Raw genomic sequence first — 26,142 nt, 5'->3', positions numbered from 1 at the left:
GGGTCCTTCGAGGTGCCGGCGCGCGGCTACCCGATGACCGGGCGCTCCTCCGGCAGGGTGAAGAGCACGTTGCGCTGACGCACGGCGAGCGCCGTCGCGAGCGCGATCGGACCGACTCGACCCATGAGCATGAGCACGGAGAGCACGTACTTGCCGAAGGGGTTGAGCTCTTCGGAGAGGCCGATGGAGAGCCCGCAGGTCGCGAATGCCGAGATGACCTCGAAGAGCGCTCGGTCGAGCCCGACCGGATTCGTCAGCATGATCATGGACGTGGAGACGAGCACGAGCGTGGCCCCGAGGAAGGTGACGCTGATCGCGAGGCGCTGCGTGCTGACCGGGATGCGGCGGCCCGCCACGTTCACGTGCTTGGTGCCTCGGGCTTCGGCGACGATCGCGAGGAACAGGACGGCGAGCGTGGTGACCTTGATGCCGCCGGCGGTCGAGGCGGACCCGCCGCCCACGAACATGAGCGCATCCGTGAACAGCCAGGCTGTCGGCGACGACATGGCGGGGTCGACGATCGAGAAGCCGCCGGAGCGCATCATGACCGACGCGAAGAGCCCGTGGAAGATGCTGTCCGGCACCGAGCGCTCGCCGATGGTGGCGGGGTTGTTCCATTCAGCGACGCACCAGCCGACGGCGCCGAGAGCGAAGAGGATGAGTGTCGTCGCCAACGTGAGCTTCGTGTGCAGCGTCCACTGCTTCCGCACCCAACGCGCTCGAATCAGGTTGAGGAAGACGGGGAAGCCGAGGCTGCCGACGAACACGCCGACCATGATCGGGATGAGGATCGCGAAGTTCCCGTCGAAGGTGGCGAGCCCCTCCGCGTGCAGGGTGAAGCCGGCGTTGCCAAACGCGGACACCGCGTAGAACAGCCCGTGCCAGAGGCCGAGGCCGAACGACCCCTCGGTTGCGGTGAACGCCGGAACGAGCACCACCATGAGGGCGGCCTCGATCGTGAACGTGGTCAGCAGCACCACGCGGAGCAGCCGCCACACATCCCCGAGCCCGGACGCGCCGATGACCTCCTGCGCGAACACCTTCCCTCCGACGCCGAGCCGCCGCGTCACGATCCGCGCCAGCAGCAGCGCCAGCGTCACCACTCCGAGGCCACCCGTCTGCACGGCGAAGAGGATGACGATCTCACCGAAGAGCGACCAGTGCTCGGCAGTGTTCACCGTGGTCAGCCCGGTCACGGTGACCGCGGAGACGGCAGTGAAGAGCGCGTCGTGGAAGGCCGTCGCTGTTCCGTCGGCGGCAGCGATCGGCAGTGAAAGAAGGCCCGCGAAGACCAGCGCGGCGATGACGAACACCAGCACTGCCGCTCGAGCGGGCCAGCGGGTGACGAATCGGTTGAGCGCTCGGGAGAACCACGACCCGGTCGTCGGTGCTGCCCCCGCAACGGGGGCGGGCTCACTGCCGAACATCGTTCTCCTCCGTCGCCTGCTCGTTGCCACGAGCTGCTGATTCTGGTCGATGCATCAGGTTCACGACGGTAAACTGTGCCGCGGTGTGTCGGGAAGCCTGGTCGACGATGTCCTGTCGTCGAACCCGTCTGGAGCACCATCGTGTCCGAAACGCCGTCCCCGACCACCGAGCAGACCCCGGTCGCCGTTCCGGCTCGAGGAAGCTACCGCGAATCCCGCCGCATCGGCGACATCCTCCGCAAGGAGACCGTCGGGGGAGTGCTCCTCGCCGTCATGGCCGTCGTCGCCGTCGTGTGGGTCAACTCGCCCGCCGCTGACAGCTACTTCGCGCTGCGCGACTTCCGCATCGGGTACGAGCCCTGGCACCTGGAGCTGAGCTTGGGGGCCTGGGCCGCCGACGGCCTGCTGGCGATCTTCTTCTTCATGGTCGGTCTCGAGCTCAAGCGCGAGTTCGTCTCCGGGGACCTGCGCAGCTTCCGGACGGCGGCAGTGCCGATCGCGGCAGCTATTGGCGGCGTCGCGGTGCCAGCGGGCATCTACGCGCTCGTCGTCGCGCGCTCGCCTGAGCTGCTCGGCGGCTGGGCCATCCCCACCGCCACCGACATCGCCTTCGCGGTCGCCGTCCTCGCGCTCATCGGCTCGCATCTGCCGAGCCCGCTCCGGATCTTCCTCCTCACACTGGCCGTCGTGGACGACCTGCTCGCGATCAGCATCATCGCGATCTTCTACACGGACACCATCGACCTGGTGCCGCTGCTGGTCGCCTTGGGGGTCATCGCCGTGTACGGCGTCATCGCGCAGCGCTACCGGAGCCTCTTCGACCGTCACGCGTTCGCCGCGTGGCTCGTGCTGCTGCCCATCGGCGTCGTCGCCTGGGCGTTCCTGCACGCCTCCGGCATCCACGCCACCATCGCAGGGGTCCTGCTGGCCTTCACGATCCCCGTCCTGCAGGGGAAGGGGTCGGAGACACCCGACCGTGCTGGTCTCGCGGAGGAGTTCGAGCACCGCTTCCGTCCGATCTCGGCGGGCATCGCCGTCCCGATCTTCGCGTTCTTCTCGGCAGGGGTCGCCGTGGGAGGTGCCGACGGCTTCCTGTCCGCGCTCACGGACCCGGTCACGATCGGTGTCGTCGCGGCGCTCGTGCTCGGCAAGCCCATCGGGATCGTCAGCACGACGTGGCTCGTCACCCGGTCGAAGCGATTCACGCTCGACCCGCAGCTGCGGTGGATCGATATCACGGGGGTGGCGCTGCTGGCGGGAATCGGCTTCACCGTCTCCCTCCTGATCGCCGAGCTGAGCTTCCCGGCAGGGTCCCCGGAACAGGATCACGCGAAGGTCGCGATCCTGCTTGCCTCCGTCATCGCGGCGGCCGCGGCAGCGGTCATCCTGGGCGCGCGGAACCGCAAGTACCGGCGGCTGAGCGAGGCGGAGCGCGTCGACGCGGATGGCGACGGCATCCCGGACGTGTTCCAGACGGCCACGGATCAGACTCAGAAGTAGTCGCTCATCGCGGCTGCTGCGATGCTGCGCTCTTCCACGTCCCGCCATCGCAGCGCACTGTCAGACGCTGTTCCGGCGGGGCGCTGGATGTGCGCGGCGAGCCGGCGGCTCAGCCCTTCGGGTGACTCGCAGCCGGTGACGTCGAGCAGGACCACGTCGACGGATTCGCCGAGCTCGCGCTCAAGTGACGCGTGCACGCGCATCGCCAGGCCGGCGGCCGCCGAGTCAAGCCGACGGTCCGTCGCATCCGCCGCGTACACCACGATGAAGTGCGCGAACTGCCCGTAGCGTCGCGCTTCGACGACCGCATCCTTCAGGACGGCCTTCAGCTGCCGACGCGCGGTCTGCGGTGTCGATGACGTTCGGATGTCGATGGCCACCACGAACGCTCGCGCGCTCAGCGTGAGCGACGCGGGCCGTTCGGCTCGGCAGTCGACCACCGCGGGCGAGGCGGCGAACACCTGCAGGTGGGAGAGTTGATCGCCGAAGAGGAGCGTGGGGCGGGGCATAGGTGGGGTCCGTTCTTCTGCGAAACGATCGTTCGATCGCTGCCGACCAGACTTCCCGGCACACCAAGCCCGCAAGGGCAGGAGGCCAACACTAGTCCGAGTCCGGCGAGAACGGGAGAGCATCGGCCGCGGGCGGGCAGGGCGCTCGCCCTGCCCGCCCCCGGAGGCGTCACTCCGGGGATGCGCGGGCGATGTGCACCGCGAGGAAGGCCACTTCCTCATCGGGCAACTCGACCCCGTGCGCTTCGCGAATGAACGTCCGAACCCGCTCCGCGGTGGCGATCGCGCGCGGGGCGCGCTCGCTGAGGTTCCTGAACAGGAAGTCGTCGCCGGCGAGCAGTTGGCCGGCGAAGAACCGTTCGGCGAAGAACTGCAGGTGCGTCAGGAAGCGGGATGCGTGGAGATCTTTGCGTGAAACGCGCACCGCCGACGTCATGGTCACGATGCTGGTGACCTTCGCGATGAGATCGACGACCCGCATGGAGTCGCCCCCGGGCTTCCCGGTGTCGGCGTTGACGAGGTGGAAGGCCACATTGGCCGCTTCCTCCTCGCCGAGTCGCACTCCGAGCCGCCGCTCGACATGTTCGAGGGCGCTCACGCCGACCGCGTGATGGTCTGGGTAGACCGTTCGCACTTCCCACGCGAGCCTGTTGGTGAGCATCAATCCCTGTCGGTGTCGCTCCACGGCGAAGTGCAGGTGGTCGGTGAGGGTGAGGTACACGTGTGGATCGAGGGTCAGTCCCGCTCGAGCCGCATCTGCGGCGATCTCCCTCGTCAGCTCCACGTACTCGGCCGGGATCTGCGCGAGCAGCTCGACGAGGTTCCGGTGGTCCGCATCCGGGAGCGAGATGAACTCCTGGTCGGTGATGGCCGGTGAGACCTCGTCGCCCGGCTTCTGCCCGTACCCGATCCCCTTGCCCAGGAGGACACGCTCGACGCCGCGGTCGTCGACGACGAGGACCACACTGGAGTTGAGGACTTTCTTGATGGCGGGCACGGGGGTCTCCTTTGACGCCGCTAGTAGTTTCTGCTCTCGAGCTGAGAGGGCTGAGCTGAGCCGTGCTGCGCTCAGCTCAGCCGATCAACTCAGTTGAGATTCGAGCCGTTGGACTCGATGACCTGTCGGTACCAGTGGAACGAGTCCTTGCGTCGGCGCTCCAAGGTGCCGTTGCCGAGGTCGTCCAGGTCCACGTGGATGAAGCCATACCGCTTGCTCATCTGCGACGTCGACGAGCTTACGAGGTCGATCGGGCCCCAACTCGTGTACCCCATCAGGTCCACGCCCTCGTCGACGGCCTGGATCATCTGCTCGAAGTGCGCTCGGAAGTACTCGACGCGGTAGTCGTCGCGGATGCGGCCATCCGCGTCGACCGTGTCGCGCATCCCGAGCCCGTTCTCGACGATGAAGAGCGGCTTACGGTAGCGGTCGTAGAGGTCGAGCAGTGAGATGCGCAGCCCGATGGGGTCGATCTGCCACCCCCACTCGGAAGAACCCAGGTAAGGGTTTTTCACGCCGAGCACCGTGTTGCCCGGAGTGCGCTCTGCATTGGGGTCGACGGATTCGGTCATCGACATGTAGTAGCTGAACGAGACGAAGTCCGCGGTGTTCTCGCGGAGGAGCTCGGCATCGCCCTCCTCGAACGGAACCGTGACGCCCATCTCCGCGAGCTGGCGCAGCACGATCGGCGAGTACGAACCGCCGGCCTGCACATCCGAGCACATATAGAGGAGGCGCTCCTTGGCGCGCGTCGCTGCGACATCGTCGGGGTGGCAGGTGCGGGGATAGGTGGTGAGCATCGTGATCATGCACCCCATCTGGGCGTCCGGGTGCAGCTCCCGCAGCATGCGGGTGGCCGAGGCCCCGGCGACGAACTGGTGGTGCAGCGCCGTGTAGCAGGCCTGCGTGATCGAGGTCTCCGTTACTGTCTCCTCGATGATCCCACCGGAGGTGAAGGGGTGGCGCTCCATGCCATCGATCTCGTTGAAGGAGATCCACATCTTCACGAGGTGCCCGAACTTCTCGAAGCAGGTGCGGGCGAAGCGCTCGAACAGGGCGATGGTTGCTCGATCGAGCCAGCCGTTGCGCGTCACGGCCAGTTCAAGGGGGGCATCGAAGTGCGAGAGGGTGACGAGCGGCTGGATGCCGAGGCGCTGCATCTCCTCGAACAGGTCCAGGTAGTAGGCGACACCGGCTTCGTTGGGTTCCAGCTCCTCACCGGTCGGGTAGAGGCGCGACCAGAGGATCGAGACACGGAGGACGGAGAAGCCCATCTCGGCGAACAGCGCGAGGTCTTCCCGGTAGCGGTGCACGAAGTCGATGCCTCGCCGCTTCGGGAAGTACGTGGGGTCGGGGTCGGCTTTGGCTTCGGCGATGCTCTCCAGCGTGACCGCGTGGAGTGCCGCGAAGTCGTCGTTGTCGGCGTTCGGGTGCCGGCGGAGCACGTCGGTGACGACCCAGCCTCGCCCGTCTTCTCCCCAGCCGCCTTCGGCTTGGTTAGCGGCGAGTGCGCCGCCCCAGAGGAATGTGTCAGACAGTGCCATTTGCGGTCTCCTTGATGGTGGTGAGTTCGATGAGCTGTGCTGCGCGCTCGATGTGCTTACCCGTCTTGAATCGCACGTCTCTGCCTGCTGCGTTCACGACGACGACAGGTGTGATGGTGTCCAGTCCGGCTGCTCTGATCGCGTCGAGATCGGCGTCGATGACGGGCTGTCCCGCTTCGACGCGGTCGCCTTGCGCGACGTGCGTCGTGAAGGGCGCGCCGTCGAGCGCCACGGTGTCCATGCCCACGTGGACGAGGACTTCGATGCCGTCGTCGGTGCGGATGCCGATGGCATGCCGTGAGTCCAGCATGGAGGTGACGGTTCCTGTGACGGGGGCCACGACACGTCCGTCAGCGGGGCGAATCGCGACGCCTTCTCCGAGGACTCCAGATGAGAAGACCCCGTCTTCGAGGGATGAGAGCTCGACGACCTCGCCCTTCATGGGAGCCACGATGGCGAGTGAGACCGTGTCGTCCGAAGCGTCCAGCGGCTGGCTCTCGGCCTGGCCGAGGACTCGCAGGGTGCCGGAGTCCGAGTCCTTCCAGAGGACAACCCCGACCACGAAGGAGACCACGAGGCCGATCACGAGACCGATCAGCGCATGGATGAGGTTCCACGGGTCAAGCGAGTCGATGAACATGGAGATGCTGGCCAAGCCAGGGCTGACGATCGCGAACGTGTCGACGAACGTGATGCCGAGGTAGGCGCCGGAGGTGATGGCGCCGGCGAGAACGGCGATGAGGGCTCGACGGTTCTGCAGCGTCACGCCGTAGAGGGCGGGCTCGGTGACGCCGAACAGGGCTGAGAAGCCAGCTGACACGGCGATCGCCCGGAGCCCCTGGTTGCGGGTGCGGAGGGCCACGGCAAAGCTCGCCCCCGCCTCGGAGATGTTGTGGGCGAGTGAGGCGGTCAGGTAGAAGCTCTCCTTGCCGTAGGTCGCCATCGTCGTGATCGTCGGCGGCAGCAGCGGCTTGTGCATGCCGACCGAGATGAGGAACGGCAGGATGGCGGCGAGGAGCGCGACGGCGATCCACCCGAAGGTGTTGTGGAAGTTGAAGAGCACGCCGGCGAAGAGGTCGCCGATCTCGAAGCCGAGCGGGCCGATGAGGAAGACGGTCGCGGGTGCCACGACGAGGTAGCACATCAGGGGCACGAAGAACGTTCGGATGGGCGGCCAGGAGAACTTCGTGAAGAAGCGCTCGGTGCCCCAGAGCAGCAGCACGGCGAGGATTGCCGGGAACACCTGCGAGTTGTAGTTGACGACGGGGACGGGGATCCCGAACAGCGCTGTGCCGCCTTCCTGGCTCACGAGGGCCGTGAAGGCGGGGAAGAGCAGGAGCGCCACCGTGCCGAGCGCCACCGGGCGATTGACGTCGAGCTTCTTGGCCGTGGTGTAGGCGACGAGGAGCGGCAGGAAGGCGAACACCGCGTCGGGGACGGCGGAGATGAGCGCATACGAGTCCGTCTCGCGGTCGATCCAGCCAAGGGCCGCTGCCAGGACGAGCAGCGACTTGAAGATGCCGGCGCCCGCGATCGCGGGGATGATGGGCACGAAGACGCTGACGACGAAGTCCAGCACCTTTGAGCCGACCCGCTTGACGGTCCACGGGGTTCGGGTCTTCTCGGCCGCGGCGGCGGTCGGTGACCCGGAGCGGAGCTTCTCAACCGCTCGGTAGTACTCGAGAACTCGTCCTCCCACGATGACCTGCGTCTGCGGGCCTCGGACGACGCCGAGCACGCCCGGGATGGACTTGAGCGCCGACTCGTCGACGGTGCTGTCGTCGGCGAGGGTAAACCTCAGACGGGTCGAGCAGTGCTGCAGGGCAGACACGTTGCTGCTCCCGCCGACGTGCTCGAGGATCTCGGCTGCCTCTGCGCTGATATTCATGTTGTGCTCCTCCATTGGAACTCCGGGGGACCGCATCCGGGCAACAAAAAAGGACCCGACCGTTAGCTCTGAAGAGCAACAATCGGATCCTGCCTGCATGACCAGTCACATGTCCGTTGCATGAACATACACGGATCCCGGATCGGTGTCCACCGTCGGTTCGGAGGTACACTCGGCCTCAGCATGGTGCGTGCGTGGCACCTTCACGCCAGGTGACCTACGGGGCCTTCGCGATCCGATCGGAGAGCGACGACTGGAGTCCCCTTGACGAATCCCAGCACCAGGGAGCGTGCCCTGGCGGTGGTTGCGGCCCTCGCATTCGGCTTCGTGATCGCGGGTGCCAACAGCATCAACCCGCTGCTTCCGATGCTCCGGGTCGAGGTTCCGCTGGGCCCGCTCGGAGTCTCGCTGACATTCGTGGCCTACGTGTCCGCGGCGGTCCTGACCCTCTTGGTGGTCGGCTTCTCCCGCGTGCGCGTGTCGCCGGGTGCGGCCTTGGTCGTGGCGCTGCTGGTCGCCGCCTGCGCGAATGCGCTTCTCGCGTCGCCCGTGGCCTGGCAGATCCTCGCGGGGCGGGCTGCAACAGGTATCGCGGTCGGGCTCGCCACCGGTGGCGCGGCAGGTCTGGTCGTCGAGGCGCTGCAGGGGCGCGGGCGGGGCTTGGCCGCTACGGGGAACCTCGTCGGCGCGGTCGTCGGCACTGCCATCGCGCAGGGCGTGGCGGCGGTCGAGAGCACCGCCGGCGTGATGCGCATGTACGTCACGGGTGCCGGAGTCTCGCTACTGCTCGCCGTTGCGCTTCTCCTCCTGCTCCGGGCACGGGCAGGGACACGGGTGCCGCAGGGTGAACCGCCGAGGAGCACGACCGGTGCCGCGCCATCTCATCGACTGACGCGCGCAGACGTGGGGACGATCCTGCGTGCCGCCTTCGTGTGGACAGGGCTCAGCGTCGGCGTCGTGTACGCGCCGACGATCTTCGCTGACGCCGCCATGCCAGCGGCGCAGTTCGCGGGAAGTGTCACGATGCTTGTGGCCGCGGCCATCGCCCAGCTCGGAAGCGTGCCGCTCGGGCGCTTGCTTCCCGGGGCGAGCGGTCACCTCGCCTTCGCCGTCGGCGCTGCGCTGGCGGTGACCTCGGTGCTGACCACGAGCAATGCGCTTGCCTTCATCGCGCTGGCGCTCGTCGGTGGGGGAGGGGCCGTGGCGTACCGGACGTCGCTCGTGCACCTGACGCGGGGAGCTACGCCAAAGCTGCAGAGCGTGCTCGCATCGAAGTTCGCCGTCGCCACCTATGCCGCGTCGGCCTCAGCAGTGCTCACGATCGGGCTGCTCGGCGGTGTCCTGCCGACGGAGATCGTGCTCGCCGTGTTCGCGACGCTCCTGAGCCTCGCTGCGCTTCTCATGCACTGGCGTGCGCCGAGGCTCCGGGACCTGTCCGGGTGAGTCCGCACCGAGCTGGCGGGCGAGCTCTGCAGCAGCTCGTGCACCGTGCCCGCCTGCCCCATATCACTGGCCAGAAGGATACCGACTGCCGCGTGGGCCGTGACTCACGAGCGCTCCCTGGACGCGATGAGATCTCCAACGGTCCTCCTTCGGCGCGTCGGCGGCGGAGGCTTGGGACAGACGCAGGACCAGCTTCGCGAGCAGGTCTGCGAGCACGACCGCCTGCCGCACCTGCATCGGGCTGAACCCCGACGGCGTGCTCGAGTACATGTCCACCGCCCCGATCGGCAGGGGTCCGACGAACATCGGGAACGCGAACAGCGCACCGACCTGCTCGCGCGAGACCGCATCCCTGAATGCCGACCACCGGTGCGCAGGAAGCGCCGCGAGGTTCTCGGTTAGCACCGGCTTCCTCGAGGTGACGAAGAGCGCGGGACCGAGCACGTAGTACGTGAGGCGTTCGAGGCCGCTCCAGAACTCGCCGGACCTCAGCATGGTGCGCCGCAGGACCGCACCGCCGATGAGCGTCAGCAGCACGGGCACGATCGCAGTCATGACGATTCCCACGTCCCCCACTGTGGTGCAATAGGTCAATGCAGTTCAACCATGACAACATGACGGGTGCGCTGCTCGCCGCCGAGCTCGTCAACTCCGGGGCCAGTGATGGTCCAGAAGCGCGCATCGGTGCGCCGCTCGAGTTGCACGGGATCCGCGGGCGCGCAGCGCTGCCCACATTCGTCGATGGCGTGCTCGACTGGGCTCGATTGCTCCGTCGGGTCTTCTAGGGCTTGGATGCGCGGACGCGCTACGACGAGGTCAACGCGCTTCTCGCGCTCGGGGCCAGCAAGGGTGTCTACCTGAGTACGCACGACGGTCTCGACCCTCACCTGCATTTCGCCCCGGACAGCGAATACCTCCTGGTCAGGGTCCGGGCCGTCACGGCGGGAGGTCTGGCGATCTTCCTGACCGAGTCGCGTGGCACCCGTCTCGGTGTCTGCTCCCGGCGCGGATGCGAGCAGGTGTTCGTCGACGTCGGCAGGAACGCGACGCGTCGGTACTGCTCGACACGGTGCGGGAACGACGACGCCGTCGACCGCTACCGTCAGCGCTGCTGACGACCGGCACATCCGCTTCCCAGGGGGGTCAGAGGCCCCGGCGGGCTCAGTCGGCGTCGACAACCTCGGGCACCGACAGCGCCCATGCGTTCATCGCGTCGAGCACGGTCCTCAGCTGCTCGCCCACTTCGGTCAGCTCGTAGACGACTCGCGGCGGGATCTCCGGGTAAGCCGTCCGGGTGACGAGTCCGCTCGCCTCGAAGCGCCGCAGTCGGTTCGTGAGTGTGTGCGCGCTGATACCGGGGAGGTGGTCCTTGATCTCGGTGAATCGGAGGGGGCCGTGGAGCAGCTCCCGCACGATCAGGGTGGCCCAGGGGCCCTCGAGGAGGATGAGAAAGCGGGCCACACCGCACTCTGGGAGATCGTCGCACCGGGACATGGGTTCGAGCATAGGCCTTTAGTGCAGTTGACGTAACCGATGCACCGTGTGCACTAATGGGTACATGACCTATCTGATCCACGGCGCCACTGGCGCCCAGGGTGCCCCCGTTGCCGCAGCTCTCGCCGCTGCCGGCCTCGACGTCACCGCCGCTGTCCGCACGCCGAGCACCTACGAGGGGCCCGGGTCGGCTATTGCCGTCGACTTCACCGACACCGCCTCGCTGACCAGCGCCTACCGCGGCGTCGACGGGGTGTTCGTGCACCTGCCCATCGGGTCGCCCGCTGAGCAGCTCGCGGCGGCCAACGCCGTCGCCGACGCCGCGGCGGCATCCCGTCCCGCTCGAGTCGTGGTCTCCACGAGCGGGTACACGCTCGAAGACCCGGAGAGCGCGCTTGCGGTGCTGGTGCGCAGGCTCGACGAGGCTGGGATCTCGACCGCCGTCGTGCAGCCCCGTCTGTACCTCGAGAACCTCCTGCTGCCGTTCGTCGTGGGACCGGTGAAGGAGCGCGGCGTGCTCAGCTACCCCATCCGCGACGACTACTCGGTCTCTTGGAGCTCTCACCTCGACGTCGCGGATGTCGTCGTCGGCCTTCTGCGCGACAGCTCGGTCACCGGGATCGTCGGTGTCGGCGCTTTGCCTGGTCTGCTCGGCAAAGACCTCGCGGCGAGCTTCGAAGCACGCCTCGGGCAGCCCGTGAGCTTCGAGAGCCGCGACCCGGACGACTTCGGGACGGACCTCGCCAGGCTCATCGGCCCGGGGGCGGCACCCGTCGTCGACTCCTACAAGTGGCGAGCGACGCAGCCTGACGAAGTCATCGACGAGGCGGCGAGCGCGCAGCAGCGCCTCAGCATCAGCCCCCGTTCCGTCAGCGACTGGCTCGGGCAGATGGGCGTCTGACCGAGCACGTTCAGCACGCGAGCGAAGCCGGGAGCCTTCGGGCTCGGGTTCCCTGCTTCGCTCGCGGACGACGGGCGACCGCGTGTGTCCACCGAGGACTGCCACCTACTGTGTGGTGTACAAGACCGGGGAGGTCGCAATGGAGAACCGCACGCAGCCGACTTCCATCAAGGTGCGAGGTGCACGGGTCCATAACCTGAAGAACGTTGACGTGGACGTCCCGCTCAATCGCCTCGTGGCGATAGCGGGAGTCTCCGGGTCAGGGAAGTCGTCGCTGGCGCTCGGTGTTCTGTACGCAGAGGGCTCGCGGCGCTACGTCGAGGCGCTCTCGACGTACACGCGGCGACGCATGACCCACGCGACCCGGGCGACGGTGGACTCAGTTCAGCATGTCCCTGCGGCGTTGGCGCTCCGTCAGCGCCCCGGCATCCCTGGTGTGCGATCGACCTTCGGCACGTCAACTGAGCTGCTCAACGTGCTCCGCGTGATGTTCTCGCGCCTCGGGTCCCATGTGTGTCCGAACGGGCATCGGCTCGCGCCGACGATCGATGTCGCTGCGAACAAGGATCTCGTCTGCCCCGAGTGCGGCGTGAGCTTCTCCCCGCCGGGTGCGGAGTCTCTCGCATTCAACTCCGATGGCGCCTGTCCTGAGTGCAGCGGCACCGGGTTCGTGCGCGACGTGGATGACGATGCGCTCGTCCCGGACCCGTCGAAGACGATCGCAGCCGGAGCGGTGGCTCCGTGGGGGATGTTCGGTCTTGCCGTGATGCCCCAGGTCGCCGCGGAGCTCGGGGTACGCATCGACGTGCCATACCGCGAGCTGACCGAGCAGGAACGGCTCATCGTCATGGACGGAGCTCCGGTCAAGCGCGAGATCAGAGTGCCGTCCCGATCCGGCAAGCTCTTCGACCTCAACTTCACGTATCGGAACGCACGGCAGGCGGTTCGCGAGGCGATCGACAACGCGAGCAGCGAAGCGGGGATCGCCCGTGTGAACCGCTTCATCACGACGCATCAGTGCACGGCTTGCCACGGAACTCGACTCTCGGAGCAGGCGCTCGGCAGCGAGGTCTGCGGCATCGATATCGCGCAGGCGGCGCGGAAGGACCTCGAGGGCATCCTCGCGTGGGTGGCGGCGGTTCCGGAGTCGACGCACGACACCCTGCAGCCGATGGCGAGGCTCATCGCCGGGCAGTTCGCCGAGATGGGGCAGCGGCTGCTGCAACTCGGGCTGGGGTATCTGACGCTCGACCGGGCGAGCTCGACGCTCTCAACCGGGGAGCGCCAGCGAGTCCAGCTGGCGCGAGCCGTGCGCAATGAGACGACAGGTGTGCTCTACGTCCTCGACGAGCCTTCGATCGGACTGCATCCGGCCAACATCGACGGCCTGATCGGGGTGATGCGCGACCTCCTTGCAGGCGGCAACTCCGTCGTGCTCGTCGACCACGACGTGCAGGTGCTCCGCGAGGCGGACTGGCTGATCGAGATCGGCCCTGGGTCCGGCGGGGCTGGAGGCACCGTGCTCGCGGAGGGAACCGTCCCCGAGATCGGCGCCCATCCGGCATCGCTGATCGGCGAGTTCCTGGATGCGGGAGCTGAGACCATCACCAGGGCGCGGAGCGACGCGGCGAGCGTCTTCGCGCAGGGCACCGTGCGACTCGAGACCTCGGCGGTGCACACCGTGCACCCGCTGCAGGTCTGCATCCCGAAGGGGCGCCTGACCGCGGTGACCGGCATGTCAGGGTCCGGGAAGACGACGCTCGTCCTCGAGAGCCTGGTGCCGGCGATCGCCGCGGCCCGTCGTGGCACGGTGCTGCCGAGTCACGTGCGAAGGCTGGACCCTGCGGGCCTCAACGAAGTCAATGTCGTCGACGCGTCTCCCATCGGCACGAACGTCCGTTCGACCGTGGCGACGTACAGCGGGGTCCTGGATGAACTGCGTCGATTGTTCGCCGCGACTCCTGAATCACGTGAGCGCGGGCTCAAGGCGGGTGACTTCTCGTACAACACGGGCTCCCTCCGGTGCCCGCGATGCGAGGGCACCGGTCAGGTGGTGCTGGATGTGCAGTTCCTGCCGGACGTCGACATCCCCTGTCCCGACTGCGGCGGCAGCCGATACCGGCCCGATGCGCAGACCATCCGGATCGCCACGGCGGGAGGTGAGCGCAGCATGCCGGACTTGCTCGCGGCCTCGGTCTCGGACGCTGCCGAGATGCTCGCCGGCCTTCCCCGACTCGCAAGGAAGCTGCGGACCCTGGTCGAACTCGGTCTCGGCTACCTGACGCTGGGCGAGGACACCCCTGCGCTGTCAGGAGGCGAAGCACAGCGCCTCAAGCTCGCCACCGAGCTCGGGCGTAAGCACGACGGCAGCGTCTTCATCCTCGACGAACCGTCCGTCGGCCTGCATCCCCTCGATACGAGAGTGCTTCTCGCCGTCATCGATCGGCTGCTGGCGACCGGCGCCACGGTAATCATCATCGAGCACGACCTCGACATGATCGCCAATGCCGACTACGTCATCGACATGGGGCCCGGTGGCGGCACCGCGGGAGGCCGCGTCGTCGCGACGGGCACGCCGGAGGAAGTGTCGATTAGCCCCGAGAGCGTGACTGGGCGATATCTGGCCCCGATGCTTCGGGACGTGAGGCACAAGCCGCCGCGCTCCTAGCATGGGCCTGTGGCAATGAACAGCCGAAGGCCGACAGAGCCCTCCACAACAGCCAGCTGCGTACGCGGCGTCCGAGGCAATACAGTTCGATCGCTGCCGACCAGACTTCCCGGCACACCAAGCCCGCAAGGGCAGGTCACCAACACTAGTCCGCGTCCGACGGCAACCGGAGGAGCGTTCGCGTTCTGCAGGCCGGACACTTGGTGAATCGCTCGACGAGACTACCGACGCTCCTCCGCGGACGTATCCGCAGCCGAGACATGCCCTAGGTGGAGCACATGCCTGGCGAGCAGTGCGGAGAGCACAACCGCTTGCCGAACCTGCATCGGGCTGAACCCGGCAGGCTTGCTGGAATACATGTGCACCGCCCCGATCGCACGGGGCCCCACGAGCATCGGGAACGCGAACAGCGCGCCGACCGGCTCGCGGGAGACCGCAGCGGTGAATGCCGGCCATCGGTGCGGCGGGAGCGCTGTCATGTTCTCGGTCAACACCGGCTTCCTCGTCGCGACCGCATCCCAGCATGGCCCCTCACGCAGGTCGAACTGGAGCTCATCGACACGAGCTGCCACCTCGTTCGACGCTGACACGGTCGCATTTCCCAAGGGATCGCCGATGGTGGAGACAGTCGCCCCCGTCACGCTGAACGTCTGCAGGAAGAGCTGTGCTGTGCCCTCCACGGATCGCATGGGTGCCGCCAACGTCTCCAGCGCCCGCTCGAAGCGCTCCCGTCGCATGAGAGACCTCCTCGGCTCCACTCCTGGGCTACACAGCCTGCTGTTGGCTCCATATCCCTGCTCGGGCTCGAGCGTATGGCGGGCACGCGTCTGAATTCACCCGGTAGCCACGACGCCCCGAGCGTGGTAGCGAACACGAGGCGTTTGGCTGATTTTGCCCAGCGACGACCGTTGCTCCCGCCGCTGACGCTGCGACGGGCTGATTGGGTTCCACTCGCATCATTGGCCTGTGAACGACGAGCTGCCGAAGGCCGACAGAGCCCTCCACAACAGTCGGCCGGTCGGCGAGCCCCTGCCGGAGTGGATGCCCCGGCGCCTGCCAGACGCGGACCGTCTGCAGGGGTGGTGGTGCACTCTCAAGCGCCTGGACGCGGACCGCCACGCGGACGAGCATCGCGCGTCCGACGGGCAGTTTCGCGGGCATCGCCGCAACGAGCACGCCGAGCGCAACGTACTGCAGGCAGCATTGTCGAGGAAGAACCCGGCAACCTCGGCGGGGAGCGTCGTGAAGATGCCGAAGTCCCAGACGGAGTAGCCGAGGTAGGCCAGGCACACCGTCACGGTGATGGCGATCACGGCGTTGAGGGTCAGATCGATTGCGTTCATGGTTCCCCAACTCTGGCCAGTTCGAGCTGTCCCGGTGGTGACGCTGTGTCATGTCGATCCGTGACACTGCGTCACTACCGCGGTGGCGGTATCCGTTTCGCCTCGTCCGCGACAACGCGCGCGCCTACGTCTGGCTCAACATCGCCTACGGACTCACCGCCGTCGGCTTCGTGCTCGGAATCGTCTTCTCGGAACTCCAGTCGGCTCGGGCCGACACGCTCGAGGGTGACGGCACAGCGGAACTCGTGCAGGAGCTCGTCCTGACGCCGCCCCTGTTCGCGCTCGTGATCCTTGCCGTCAACATCGGCAAGGTCGGGCTCGGCTTCATCATCCTGCCGTCACTCGTCGTGCCGTTCGCTGGGCTCGCCCTGTTCGCCTACTTCGCAGTGGAAACCGGCGTCACCCTCGCCCCCACCTCGCCGATCGCATGGGTGCAGCTCATCCGCTCTCGCTGACGCTCATCATCGAACTGCAGGCCTACATCCTTCTGCTGCTCGGTGCGTGGCTCCTCGGCCGCGGTTCGCTCTTCCCGCGGACGGTTGGCGCTCCAGGCCGGAGGCGCGGCTACCTGCGCGGCTTGCAGAGCATGTGCGGGTTGGCCGTGCTCGCGCTCGTCGTGCTCATCGTGGGGGCGGTCTGGGAGGCGTACTCGCTCCGCTACTTCATCCATCCGCTCGCCGAGTGGCTGCTCTGATCGGATCAGGCGAGCAGCGGCTTGGCGGCGGTAGCGGCTTGCGCCGTGATTCTCGTGCTCACGCTTCCCGCTGCCCTCACGTCTCCTCCTCGGATCAGAGGTCGACCCGGCTCGAATGCTGACACCGACACTCGGCCTGCCAGTACGTTTAGGGAGTGACCTCACCTCGGAAACGGATTGTGCGACTTCGGTGGGCCAGCGGCCTGCTGATCGCACAAGGCGTCCTCATGGAGATATCCGTGCTGCTCGGAGTCGTCGTCCTGCTCACCCTGGGTGTACCGCAGATCGAGATCACGGAACGGGTCGATATTTTCGCCCTGCCCTACTTGAACGACAACCTTTATCTCATGATGGCGATGAGTGGCGTGTTCGGAACGCTTCGGGTGATCGGAGCCGTGGCCATGGCGCGTAATCGACTCTGGGGCTTCGCCCTCTCGCTTTTCAACTGCGGCTCGACACTCGTGCTGATGATCTTCCTCCTGCCACCCGGACTCGTAGACGGGCTCCTGACAGGAAGCGCGCTCGTCCTGATGCTCTCGGGATGGCTCCAAGGTCGGGCGATCGTCGATGAACCGAGAATGAGCGTCAAACCGGAGAGCGCCGTGGACTCGCTCACCTAGCGATGAGCAAGGCGGCTTCTCGAAACCCGCCGGTTTATCTGGGCAGAGAGGAGAGCACTGAGCCTGAACATTTCGGCTTCTCGGACGAGTTGAGTGCCGTCAGCGTGCGTGTACGGCATTTTGGTCAACGCGAATCGACCCCTTTGAAGAGTGGACCGACCTCGAAGACTTGCACGCGTGGTGGTAGACGTGGCCCGTCTATCGCGACTGACCTTCAGCGAGAACTCTACGAGAGAGTCGCGCTAATACCAGAAATCGGAGGTCACCGCGAAGGGGGATGGGAGTTCTCGAAACCAGGGGGCTCTGCCCGGTGCGCCGTTCACTACGTGCTCTAGGTATCGATGTGCTCATCTCCTGAATGAAGCGGGGATCGGTCTCGCAAGACACGAGAGCCACGTGATCACGTGCACGGCGCGCTAGTCGGGGACCGGCATCGCTCGCGCGAGGTGGGAGCGGCCTAATACTCCTGCAAGCGATCTGGCCGGGCTCTCCGTAGGTCTAGTTACTGCCGGGCGGAGCCGTCGAGTCGCGGATCTTCAGCTCCGGTTCGACCTTGAGATGCGCTGGCCCTTCGGGACGGAACACTGAGGGTGCTCGCTCGAGCAGGAGCCGGACAGCGTATTGGGAGAGCAGATCGATGCGCTGCGAGACGCTTGTGAGACCCAAGCCTGAGGCGATCCATCCGACATCGTCGAATCCCATGACAGACACCTCTCGAGGCACGAGAAGTCCATGTCTCGATAGTTCAGTGATAACGCCGACTGCGACTTCGTCGTTGTAGGCCAGCACCGCCGTTGGCAGCGAGGACGCAAGGATAGAGCGTGCCGCCGCGATGCCGCCAGCGACAGTGCCGTCGGGGGACTCGATGGTCCACCCCTCGATGGACAGTCGTTCGGCCTCGAGCTCGAAGACCTCGCGTCTGCGCCTGGCTACGGGGTGAGTGCCGCCCGAGACATGGCAGACGCGCTGGTGGCCGAGTGCGGCCAGATGCTCCATTGCCTGGCGCACACCGAGCCCAGTCGACGTACTGACCCTCTCCAACTCTGCAGGACCGGTATGTCCGATGGCGACGTGGGGGATGCCGACGTCGAGGGCTCCTGCTGGGAACTCATCTGGATCGATGAGGACAAGGCCGGACGGGCGCGCGTCCTCCAGTGTGCGAATCGACTCGGCGGCGGATCGCGTCGGGCTTACTCCGCTGAGCAGTAGCTCGTACCCGGCAGCGTTCGCGTCGAGGTAGAGACGTTGGCAGACGCGTGCGTGAAAGTCGCTGTCGAGCCGAAACTGCACGCCGAGAACCTTCGGTACCGATGTGGCGAGCTGTCGCGCGCGCACATCAGGTCGATAGCCGAGCTCGAACGCAGCTGCCTCAACTCGCTTGCGCGCCGCCGCGCTTGCACCGTCCGGGCCGCGCAGCACAATCGACGCCGTTGACCTCGAGACGCCGGCGGCTGCGGCGACGTCTTCGAGCGTCGGGCGCTTGCGCATCCGTTCTCGGGGTTGTCTTGACATATCGATGGATCCCAATCTAGCTTATAAGAGCGCTCTTACGGAGCGATCTTACGGCTCTTCGATCCCCCACTGCAACGTGTCGAAGGGCGGGTATGGAATCCAGCAGCGTTGCTGACGTCAGAGAGGACGACCATTGCAAGACATTCATGAGGACTACGACGTCGTCGTCGCAGGCGGAGGACTGGCCGGGTTCTCGGCCGCGGTCGCATCGGCCAGGCACGGCGCGAAGACCGTGCTGATTCAGGACAGGCCCGTGCTTGGCGGGAACTCCTCGTCCGAGATTCGCGTGACCCCGCACGGAGCCGCAGCCTTCCACGCTTACGCGCGAGAGAGCGGCATCGTGAGCGAGGCACTTGTCGAGGAGCGGTCGAAGAACCATGAGCGCATCACCGAGAACGGCTGGACGAACAGCGTCTGGGATCTGGTGCTCTACGACATGGCGATGCGCACAGAGAATCTCACGCTGCATGTCAACACGGTCGTCGAGTCGTTGCAGACGGACGGAACGAGAATCACGTCGCTCAGCGCCAGGGGGCTCAACGCGGAGACGATGCTGACCGTCACCGGTCGGACGTTCATCGACTGTACCGGCGACGGCACGCTCGCCGCCCTCGCTGGTTGTACGTGGCGATCGGGAACGGAGGGTAAGGCCGAGTTCGATGAGCTGCACGCTCCTGGTGACGCAAGCGACGGCGTCATGGGTAGCTCACTCCATTTCAAGACCGTGGACACCGGTGCCCCTGCCCCCTTCACGGCTCCCGACTGGGCCGTCTCGTACGACGATCCGGACTTCTTTTACAAGGGCGGCAGGGTGCCGAAGCGGTACTCGAGCGGATATTGGTGGATCGAGATCGGCCCGCCGTGGGACACGCTGCACGACAACGAGAAAATCCGTCATGAACTCACCCGACACCTGCTGGGCATCTGGGACTTCTTCAAGAATAAAGACCCGAAGTCGAAGGCGCAGACAGCGAATCTTGCCCTCGACTGGGTCGGCCAAGTGCCAGGCAAGCGGGAGAACCGGCGCCTCACGGGCAAGCGACTGCTGACGGAGAACGATCTCATCGAGCGCACCGTCTTCGACGACGAGGTCGCGTTTGGGGGGTGGTATGTGGACCTCCACACCATCGGCGGACTCCTCGCGGAGACGAGCGAGCCGCTCAACGCCCGGGATCTCGACCCCACGTCCGACTACGGCGCGAAGACCAACGTCGGCCCGTTCGGGATACCCCTCGCGAGCATGGTGAGCGCAGAGGTGCCAAACTTGCTCTTCGCCGGGCGCAACGTGAGCGCGACGCACGCCGCCCTGGGATCGATCCGAGTCATGAGCACTTCCGCGATCATGGGACAGGCCGTCGGCACAGTCGCCGCAATGTCGCAGGGGTCCGAACTCGCGGGGTACATCGAGAGCCGCCTGTCCGACGTCCAGCAGACGCTGCTTCGCGACGGCTGCTTCCTGCCGAACGTCCGCAACCGCGACGAGCAGGACCTGGCCTTGCGTGCGTCCATCTCCGCCAGCAGCAGCCAGCCCGTTCAGGGGATTGGAACCCAGAGCGTCGACCACCTCGGCGGGCTCGACCACTGGCGCGACCATCCCGTCTACCCGCAGTACGGGGAGCTGCAACAACGGACCGTGCAGTGGATCGCGCTCGACGAGCGCGGGCAGCTCGACAGGGTGTACGTCTGTCTCCGCAACACCACCGGGCGCCCGGTGGAAGTCGAAGCGTCGCTCGCGAAGGTCGAAGACATCTGGGACTATCGAATCCTCGATGAGACACTCGCAACTACGACCCTCGTCGTGCCGCCCGGCGGCCCCCACTGGGTTGAATGGCAGGTCGGCCTCAACGACCGGAGCGTGGGCGACGGGTATGTACGACTCGATCTCGAGAAGACCGAGGGTGCCGAGTGGGTGGTCGCCTCGACGATCCTCCCCGGACAATTGGCTGGGTACGAAGCAGCCCCTGGTTTGCTGCGTCGTTTTGGCGGGGGCTCCACGATGAGTTTCCAAATCGATCCGCCGCAGTCGCCTTACAAGGCGCGCAACGTGCTCACCGGCACCACACGCCCGCACCGTTCCACGAACGTTTGGCGGTCCGACCCAGGGCGTCCGCTCCCGCAGTGGATCGAACTCGCCTGGGATGCGCCCGTGGAAGTCCGGCAGCTGCAGGTGACCTTCGCCGGGCACCTATTGCGCGAATACCATGCCTACCCGCCGTTCTACCGTGACCCGCAGTGCGCCAAGACCTACGCCATCGAAGTGCCGGAAGGCGAAGGCTGGCGCCCGATCATCGAGGTCGACGGCAACTACCGGACGCGAGTCGTCCACACACTCGACGAGCCAGTGCTCACCGACCGCGTGCGACTCGTCGTTTCCGCGACGAACGGCGACGCCTCCGCTGCCGTCTACGAGATGCGGGCGTACTCCGCCCCGCTCTGCACGCCGATGGGGTGATGAGCATGACCACACTCACCGACAGGGTGGCGCCACCAAATACAGTGACGGGGCACCCGGGACCAAGCCAAAAACGACGCTCGAATCGGCGGAACCGACTGTTCCCTTACCTGCTCGTCACGCCAGCGGTCATCATGTTCGTCCTGGTCATCGGGTACCCGTTCATTCAGTCGCTGCTCTTCGGGTTCTTTGATCGGTCCCTGCTCGCGGATGGCGGGCCGTTCGTTGGGCTCGAGAACCTTGCTGATCTTGTGAGCGGCGCTGATTTTTGGGCCGTCGCCTCGCAGACCGCTGTGTTCGTCGTCGTTTCCACGCTCGGTGCATTCATCCTCGCCCTCGCGATGGCGCTCGCACTGAATTCGAAGCTGCGCGGTCGCGCGTTCTGGCGCACCGCCTTTCTGCTGCCCTGGATCTTGCCGGGTGTCGTCGTGTCATTCCTGTGGATGTGGATCTTCGACACGAACTATGGACTCCTGAACGGGATCGTCGTGCTCTTCGGGGGATCGGGTGGCATTAACTGGCTCGACACTCCGTCGCTCGCGATGGCGGCGGTAATCGTCGCGAAAGTCTGGCACTCGTTCCCATGGATGGCGATTCTGATCCTCGCGGCGCTGCAAGGCATTCCCGATGACGTGCATGATGCGGCTGCGGTCGATGGCGCAAGTGGCTGGAAGAAACAGGCATATGTGATCCTGCCGCAGATCAAGCCGGCGCTCGCGCTCACGCTGCTCCTGGAAACGATCTGGGGCCTCCAGCATTTCGAGATCCCCTACGTGATGACGGGCGGAGGGCCGGTCGGGTCTACGACCACCCTCTCGGTCGATTTGTACCAGGCAGCTTTCACTCGATTCGACCTCGGCGAGGCTGGCGCGATCGGTATCCTCTGGACCCTCATCATGGCCGCGCTCGTCGCCGTCTACGTGGTCCACACCACCCGCGAAGATCGGAAGGCGAACCGATGACGGTCACTACGACACGAGCCATGGCGACGATCACGCAGTCGAGGGTCCCGGAGCCGAAACGCAGGGGGGACCAGAAGCCCGTCGCTGCAGCGGTCACGGTCATCGTGCTAGCGATCTTCGCGCTCGGACCGGTCGCGTGGATGGTTTTCACTGCGCTCACCGAGGATCAAGACATCTTCTCGTTCCCGCCGAGCCTCGACCGCGCCTACACGCTCGATCACTTCGTGAACGTACTCACTGACGCGACACTCATGCGCTTCATGGTGAACGGGTTAGTGGTCTCGGCCGTGACAGCACTCTTCAGCCTCATCATCGGGTTCAGCGCCGGCTACTCCTTCTCGAAGTTCCGCTTCCTCGGCCGGTCACCGATCATGTACCTGCTACTTGTCGCGCAGATGGTTCCCGAAGTGTTGCTCCTGCTGACCCTGTATACGTCGTTCGACGCGCTGGGCCTGCTCAATACCTACGCGGCGCTCATTCTCTCCTACACGACCTTCACGCTGCCGCTGTCTGTTTGGATGTTGAAGAACACGTTCGATGCGGTGCCGGATGAGCTCATCGAAGCTGCGCGAATCGATGGCGCGAGCGAGTGGCGCATCATGGTCACGATCATCTTGCCCGTCACGCGCACCCCGCTTATCGCGGTGGGGTTGTTCGCGTTCATCCGTGCCTGGAATGACCTCGCGTTCGCACTGACCCTCGTAGATACGGAGTTCCAGACGCTTCCGGCCGGGCTCTCGCTGACGTTCCTGGGCGAGTTCCAGAGCTCCTACGGCGACATGCTCGCCGCATCCGCCATCACATCCCTGCCCGTCGTCATCATTTTCCTCGCGTTGCAGAAGCACTTTGTGAGCGGGGCGATGGCGGGCTCCGTCAAGTAGACCTTCGTTCACCCAATCAAAGGAGATTGCTCCCATGAACGGTTTTACCGAAATCAGCAGCAGCGGCGTCAGCCGACGCGCGCTGCTCGCGGGCGGCCTCAGCGCAGCGGCGCTCGGGGTGCTGGCGCTAGCCGGATGTACACCTTCGGGCGGGGGGTCGAGTGGTGGCGGTGCCAAGAGCACGTCCATGACTTCGTTCCTCTTCGGTCAGGGCTCAGCGCCTGCGCTCAGGGAGACACTCTCGGCGTTCGGCACCGCTACCGGTGTGGAGGTGACCGAGAACACGTACCCGTACCTTCAATACCTCAACCAGTTAGTACTAAAAGCCAGGAGCGGCAACGTCACTGGGGTTGCGCACATCGACGAGGAGTGGCTCTCAACGCTGGCGTCGGCAGGCCTGCTCAAGGATCTGAGCGGCGTCATCGACTCAGCCTTGTACCCGGAGAATGTGCTCACCAGCGGCTCGTACGAGGGGACGAGATACGCCATGCCGTGGACGCAGTCCGCGATCGGCATGGTCGGGAACACGGAGCTGCTGCAGGCGGCGAACGTCGATCCCGCAGCGTTGCAGACCATTGACCAGTTCACGGCAGCACTCCGAGCGATTAAGGCGCTGGACTCGTCCTTGGTGCCGTACGCACCGTGCACGAGTGTGGAGCAGCTCAAGGATATGGTGCCGTGGATGTGGGCGTTCGGCTCGCCGATCGTTGCCGACGGTGCGGTGACCCTTGGCGATGAAGGATCGATCGCGGCGCTCGACTACTGGAAGCTCCTTCTGGACGAAGACCTGATCCAGGCGGGGGTGGTGCGCGACGATGCGCGCACGTTGTTCGCGCAAAAGCGAGCGGCGATCTACGACGACGCGCCGCAAGCGTACGGGGTTATCCCACCGCAGTCATCCGACGCGGAGATCGCGAGCAAGATGTTGCCGATCGCGCGTCCGGCCGCCCCCGGTGGCGCGGGTATGAACCTGGTGTGGAGCCAGCCGCTCGTCGCGTTCGACGATGGAGAAGCAACCCGAGAGCTCCTGACTTACCTAAGCACCGATCTCAACGGGCTCCAGCGCATGTTTGAAGCATCGGGCCAGGCGCCAACGACTGACGAGGCGTTGGACGCAGCATGGTTCACCGACAACCAATTCAATACGCAGTGGAACGACACGATCGCGGCGGCATCAGCCGTCAACCCGCTCTGGGGATTCCCGAGCGCCACGGCAGCGCAGCAGCTGTACAACGAGCAGGTGGAGGCGGCACTCAAAGGCAGCGTCTCCGCGTCTGAAGCGATGAAGAACGCGGCGGAGGGACTCAAAGACCTGCTGGGCGGCTGACCGAAGGCCGCACGAACTTGGAAACCCAACCTCCCGATCTGCGGAACAGCGTCGCGAGTTCCGACATCGATGACCCGGAGCGCGCTGCAGTTCCCCAGCAGTGAGTAATCACGCTGCCTCGAGACCGACGGGATGTCAGTCTCGAGGCAGTGATTCCTGTCGTTGCCATTCCAGAAACGGAGAAAGCCGTGCGCAACACCTACGTCCCAGACGCGCTGAAGACCGCCGTTGCACGCGAATTCTCTGCCAGTAAAGCCGAACCCATGTACTCGCAGCTCACTCAGATCCTCGCTTCTTCAATCCGAGCGGGCATTCTCCCCTCCTACACGCGCTTGCCGAGCGAGGCCGAGCTCTCCAACCAGTTGCACATAAGCCCGAGCATCATCAAGCGCTCGATCTCTTGTCTCGTAGACGAAGGCCTCGTGGTCCGTGTCCCTGGCGTTGGCACGCGAGTGCTCGGCAGCCAGTTCACCAGAGAAAAACACGGCGCACGCGACGAGCTGCATTGCACGCTCACGACACCCATCTCAAGGATTAGCCGCGCCGAGCGGCTCCCCGTCGCCGATGACATCGCAACAGTGCTCGGTGATGGAGAATCTCGGGAGACGCTGCTGATCACTACTCAGCTTCGCGCCGGCAATCTCACGGTCGCGCTCATGCGTAGCTACCTGCCCATCGACGCCTCTATCGACCTAGATCTTGTCGCCCAACACGGCGTGCATCGCGCGCTCGAGTTCTCCCTCCTCCGGCCAGTCTCAGGCACTGAAGAGTGCCGCGTTCGCGCGTCCACGAATGATGAGGCGGCTGCCCTTGGGATACCTCCAGGGCACTGGGTACTCACCCTGGAACGCACCATGCACGCCACCAACGGAAGCGTTGTCGAAATCGCCAACCACGCCTACCATCCCGAGCACTTCCTGATACGCCGGAGTTTGACTTAGGCCTGCAACCTGAATCGCGTTCCGCGTCATGGGTCTAACTCCGGAACTACCCGAACGCGCCTCGGAGAGCATACGGGTACGGCGCACGTTTCTTCGATGCCGGAGTGTGTTCCCTATGACACCGGAATGGCGCAGGATGCACCGGGACTGGAAAGAGCGCACTCCTCAGCAAGCTGACCGGCCGGCCTTAGCGGCATATGCCGCACAAGCTTCTCTCTCGTTTGCGTCCAAAGCGTGCGCGTCGAAGAAGAAAATCCCGGAACCAGTGGGTTTCGTCACATCGTCGATGACCAGTGCGCACCGGTTCTTCAACGCGCGCCCTTTAAGGCCAGCTCGGCTCCTCCTCGGGGAAGATCGCGAGCTCCCGCACCTCCACGCCTTGCGGCTGCTGCACCACGAACACCACCGACCGGGCGACGTCTGCCGGGTCGTTGAGCTGCGCATCCGGGCCCGGCTTGTACTGCTCGGTACGCCCGTCGAAGAACTTGGTGCGCATGCCGGCCGGGATGAGGGTCGTGACCCCGAGCCTGCCTCGCGTCTCTGCAGCGAGGGCACGGGAGAAGCCGAGCACCGCGAACTTCGACGCTGAGTAGGCCGTCGCGTCCGACAGCGGACGCAGCGCGAGCGACGAGGCCACCGTGACGACGCGGCCGTGCGACGCCTCCAGGTACGGCAGGGCCGCGCGCACCGTCGAGACCGTGCCGAACAGGTTGACGGCGACGATCTTCTCCCACTCCTCACCGCTCAACTCCTCGAGCTTCGCCGGCCGGTCGATGCCGGCGGCCGTGACCACCGCATCCAGACCGCCGAGCTCTTCAGCGACCTCGACCACCGCGCGCTCGACGGCAGGCCGGTCGGTGACGTCGACATCACGGGCGAGCGCACCGGAGGCGACGCCGCTTGTGTCGAGGTCTAGCACGATGGGCGTGCCTCCGGCCTCGGCGACCGCTTCGGCGACGGCGGCACCGAGACCGGATGCGCCGCCGGTGATGAGCACACGCCCGACGGGGCGTAGGGGAGTTGCTGGCATGGAGATTCC

At 65.9% G+C, this 26,142-nt stretch carries 25 protein-coding genes; 15 read left to right on the top strand and 10 right to left on the bottom strand.

Annotation, left to right across the window (positions count from 1 at the left end; translation table 11 throughout):
• Window positions 1-26: 26 nt before the first annotated feature.
• A complete protein-coding gene (locus C5B85_RS15725; protein WP_104286955.1) occupies window positions 27-1,427 on the bottom strand; it encodes a TrkH family potassium uptake protein in 1,401 nt (466 codons plus the stop codon).
• Between the two features lie 138 nt (window positions 1,428-1,565).
• On the opposite strand from C5B85_RS15725, the gene nhaA reads away from it, so the two are divergent.
• Entirely contained in the window at window positions 1,566-2,927 is a 1,362-nt protein-coding gene (nhaA, locus tag C5B85_RS15720) for a Na+/H+ antiporter NhaA (RefSeq protein ID WP_374953106.1), read from the top strand.
• On the opposite strand, the gene C5B85_RS15715 is transcribed toward nhaA, so the two are convergent.
• From C5B85_RS15715 to C5B85_RS15700, 4 genes are all read right to left on the bottom strand, one after another.
• Window positions 2,918-3,436 (bottom strand): hypothetical protein, encoded by a 519-nt coding sequence (locus C5B85_RS15715; RefSeq protein ID WP_104286953.1) that lies wholly within the window; start codon window positions 3,434-3,436, stop codon window positions 2,918-2,920. The genes nhaA and C5B85_RS15715 overlap by 10 nt on opposite strands.
• A 169-nt stretch (window positions 3,437-3,605) precedes the next feature.
• Window positions 3,606-4,433 (bottom strand): PRD domain-containing protein, encoded by an 828-nt coding sequence (locus C5B85_RS15710; RefSeq protein ID WP_104286952.1) that lies wholly within the window; start codon window positions 4,431-4,433, stop codon window positions 3,606-3,608.
• 89 nt (window positions 4,434-4,522) lie between these two features.
• Window positions 4,523-5,977 (bottom strand): glycoside hydrolase family 1 protein, encoded by a 1,455-nt coding sequence (locus tag C5B85_RS15705; protein ID WP_104286951.1) that lies wholly within the window; start codon window positions 5,975-5,977, stop codon window positions 4,523-4,525.
• Entirely contained in the window at window positions 5,964-7,865 is a 1,902-nt protein-coding gene (locus tag C5B85_RS15700) for a beta-glucoside-specific PTS transporter subunit IIABC (protein WP_104286991.1), read from the bottom strand. The genes C5B85_RS15705 and C5B85_RS15700 overlap by 14 nt, the downstream gene beginning before the upstream one ends.
• Window positions 7,866-8,129: 264 nt before the next feature.
• Here C5B85_RS15700 and C5B85_RS15695 point away from each other — a divergent pair, with 264 nt between their 5' ends.
• Complete coding sequence (locus tag C5B85_RS15695; RefSeq protein WP_146077983.1) at window positions 8,130-9,308, top strand: MFS transporter; 1,179 nt, start codon at window positions 8,130-8,132, stop codon at window positions 9,306-9,308.
• A 63-nt stretch (window positions 9,309-9,371) separates the two neighbouring features.
• On the opposite strand, the gene C5B85_RS15690 is transcribed toward C5B85_RS15695, so the two are convergent.
• Window positions 9,372-9,863, bottom strand: coding sequence for a GAF domain-containing protein (locus C5B85_RS15690; protein WP_104286949.1), 492 nt, complete (start codon window positions 9,861-9,863; stop codon window positions 9,372-9,374).
• Between the two features lie 38 nt (window positions 9,864-9,901).
• On the opposite strand from C5B85_RS15690, the gene C5B85_RS19610 reads away from it, so the two are divergent.
• Window positions 9,902-10,093, top strand: coding sequence for a hypothetical protein (locus tag C5B85_RS19610; RefSeq protein WP_258070848.1), 192 nt, complete (start codon window positions 9,902-9,904; stop codon window positions 10,091-10,093).
• 3 nt (window positions 10,094-10,096) lie between these two features.
• Complete coding sequence (locus C5B85_RS19605) at window positions 10,097-10,423, top strand: CGNR zinc finger domain-containing protein (RefSeq protein ID WP_258070847.1); 327 nt, start codon at window positions 10,097-10,099, stop codon at window positions 10,421-10,423.
• 46 nt (window positions 10,424-10,469) lie between these two features.
• On the opposite strand, the gene C5B85_RS15680 is transcribed toward C5B85_RS19605, so the two are convergent.
• Window positions 10,470-10,802: a helix-turn-helix domain-containing protein gene (locus C5B85_RS15680; RefSeq protein ID WP_104286948.1), complete on the bottom strand. Its 333-nt coding sequence runs from the start codon at window positions 10,800-10,802 to the stop codon at window positions 10,470-10,472.
• A 64-nt stretch (window positions 10,803-10,866) separates the two neighbouring features.
• Here C5B85_RS15680 and C5B85_RS15675 point away from each other — a divergent pair, with 64 nt between their 5' ends.
• Both C5B85_RS15675 and C5B85_RS15670 read left to right on the top strand, forming a co-directional pair.
• Window positions 10,867-11,703, top strand: a complete 837-nt coding sequence (locus C5B85_RS15675) for an NAD(P)H-binding protein (protein WP_104286947.1) — start codon at window positions 10,867-10,869, stop codon at window positions 11,701-11,703.
• 139 nt (window positions 11,704-11,842) lie between these two features.
• Window positions 11,843-14,371, top strand: a complete 2,529-nt coding sequence (locus tag C5B85_RS15670; protein ID WP_104286946.1) for an ATP-binding cassette domain-containing protein — start codon at window positions 11,843-11,845, stop codon at window positions 14,369-14,371.
• A 221-nt stretch (window positions 14,372-14,592) separates the two neighbouring features.
• Here the strand turns inward: C5B85_RS15670 and C5B85_RS15665 are convergent, their stop codons facing one another.
• A complete protein-coding gene (locus C5B85_RS15665; RefSeq protein WP_258070846.1) occupies window positions 14,593-15,108 on the bottom strand; it encodes a GAF domain-containing protein in 516 nt (171 codons plus the stop codon).
• 229 nt (window positions 15,109-15,337) lie between these two features.
• Between C5B85_RS15665 and C5B85_RS15660 the strand changes: the two genes are divergently transcribed.
• The 4 genes from C5B85_RS15660 to C5B85_RS15650 all read left to right on the top strand — a co-directional run bounded on the left by C5B85_RS15660 (window position 15,338) and on the right by C5B85_RS15650 (window position 17,028).
• The gene (locus C5B85_RS15660) at window positions 15,338-15,643 is read left to right on the top strand and encodes a hypothetical protein (RefSeq protein ID WP_104286945.1); all 306 of its coding nucleotides are present in this window, start codon (window positions 15,338-15,340) and stop codon (window positions 15,641-15,643) included.
• Window positions 15,644-15,764: 121 nt separating this feature from the next.
• Entirely contained in the window at window positions 15,765-16,169 is a 405-nt protein-coding gene (locus C5B85_RS19425) for a hypothetical protein (protein WP_219819428.1), read from the top strand.
• The gene (locus C5B85_RS19420; RefSeq protein WP_219819427.1) at window positions 16,142-16,408 is read left to right on the top strand and encodes a hypothetical protein; all 267 of its coding nucleotides are present in this window, start codon (window positions 16,142-16,144) and stop codon (window positions 16,406-16,408) included. The genes C5B85_RS19425 and C5B85_RS19420 overlap by 28 nt, the downstream gene beginning before the upstream one ends.
• 239 nt (window positions 16,409-16,647) lie before the next feature.
• A complete protein-coding gene (locus C5B85_RS15650) occupies window positions 16,648-17,028 on the top strand; it encodes a hypothetical protein (protein ID WP_146077982.1) in 381 nt (126 codons plus the stop codon).
• 498 nt (window positions 17,029-17,526) lie between these two features.
• Here C5B85_RS15650 and C5B85_RS15645 read toward each other — a convergent pair whose 3' ends face one another.
• Entirely contained in the window at window positions 17,527-18,540 is a 1,014-nt protein-coding gene (locus C5B85_RS15645) for a LacI family DNA-binding transcriptional regulator (protein WP_104286943.1), read from the bottom strand.
• 133 nt (window positions 18,541-18,673) lie between these two features.
• Between C5B85_RS15645 and C5B85_RS15640 the strand changes: the two genes are divergently transcribed.
• From C5B85_RS15640 to C5B85_RS15620, 5 genes are all read left to right on the top strand, one after another.
• Window positions 18,674-20,992 carry an FAD-dependent oxidoreductase gene (locus C5B85_RS15640; RefSeq protein WP_104286942.1) on the top strand — a complete coding sequence of 773 codons (2,319 nt, stop codon included), beginning with the start codon at window positions 18,674-18,676 and terminating at the stop codon, window positions 20,990-20,992.
• A 5-nt stretch (window positions 20,993-20,997) separates the two neighbouring features.
• On the top strand, window positions 20,998-21,954 hold the full coding sequence (locus tag C5B85_RS15635; RefSeq protein ID WP_219819426.1) for a carbohydrate ABC transporter permease: 957 nt from the start codon (window positions 20,998-21,000) through the stop codon (window positions 21,952-21,954).
• The gene (locus C5B85_RS15630) at window positions 21,951-22,835 is read left to right on the top strand and encodes a carbohydrate ABC transporter permease (protein ID WP_258070844.1); all 885 of its coding nucleotides are present in this window, start codon (window positions 21,951-21,953) and stop codon (window positions 22,833-22,835) included. The genes C5B85_RS15635 and C5B85_RS15630 overlap by 4 nt, the downstream gene beginning before the upstream one ends.
• Window positions 22,836-22,869: 34 nt before the next feature.
• The gene (locus tag C5B85_RS15625; RefSeq protein WP_104286940.1) at window positions 22,870-24,162 is read left to right on the top strand and encodes an extracellular solute-binding protein; all 1,293 of its coding nucleotides are present in this window, start codon (window positions 22,870-22,872) and stop codon (window positions 24,160-24,162) included.
• Between the two features lie 149 nt (window positions 24,163-24,311).
• Entirely contained in the window at window positions 24,312-25,103 is a 792-nt protein-coding gene (locus C5B85_RS15620; protein ID WP_146077981.1) for a GntR family transcriptional regulator, read from the top strand.
• Between the two features lie 322 nt (window positions 25,104-25,425).
• On the opposite strand, the gene C5B85_RS15615 is transcribed toward C5B85_RS15620, so the two are convergent.
• A complete protein-coding gene (locus C5B85_RS15615; protein ID WP_104286938.1) occupies window positions 25,426-26,133 on the bottom strand; it encodes an SDR family oxidoreductase in 708 nt (235 codons plus the stop codon).
• Between the last annotated feature and the right edge of the window lie 9 nt (window positions 26,134-26,142).

The organism is Pseudoclavibacter sp. AY1F1, from assembly GCF_002931075.1.
Lineage (GTDB): Bacteria > Actinomycetota > Actinomycetes > Actinomycetales > Microbacteriaceae > Pseudoclavibacter.
This window is presented reverse-complemented; position numbering and strand designations above follow the sequence as displayed.